This window comes from Prevotella sp. SGI.167, from assembly GCF_050313615.1.
In the GTDB taxonomy this organism is placed as follows: Bacteria; Bacteroidota; Bacteroidia; order Bacteroidales; family Bacteroidaceae; genus Prevotella.
Genome location: NZ_JBNPLT010000153.1, coordinates 1 through 359, shown reverse-complemented (window position 1 = coordinate 359; position 359 = coordinate 1). Strand labels below are relative to the sequence as shown.

1 protein-coding gene is annotated in these 359 nt (G+C 47.1%); it reads right to left on the bottom strand.

What is annotated here, in order from left to right; translation table 11 throughout:
• The coding region (locus ACQRBJ_RS16310; protein ID WP_445304270.1) for a transposase at positions 1-359 on the bottom strand (359 nt) is incomplete at both ends.

Genomic DNA, 359 nt, shown 5'->3' with positions numbered 1-359 from the left:
AGACAAAAGCCTTTATGCGACTCGTTTTCTTGAGCCCAAAAGCCTTGGTGTCAAGCCTGCTCATGATGGTCTTGTAGAAATTGTGTATCAATGCAGTAAGCAGAAGAAAGACAGTATTCTCCGCCATGAACGACTTGGGGAGCCTGCTCCAACCGAATCCGTTGTTCATGTCGTCAAAGATACGTTCCTTGCCGCCACGCAGATTGTAGAATTCAACAATGTCCCTTGTCGATGACTTGTAATCGTTGGTCAGAATACAACGGTAAGTGTATTCGCCTTCCCACAGGTCAAGGTCGCCACTGTTGCGTCTTTGTCTCTGGATGACAAGACGATAGCACTTGCCTTCCCATTTCTCAACG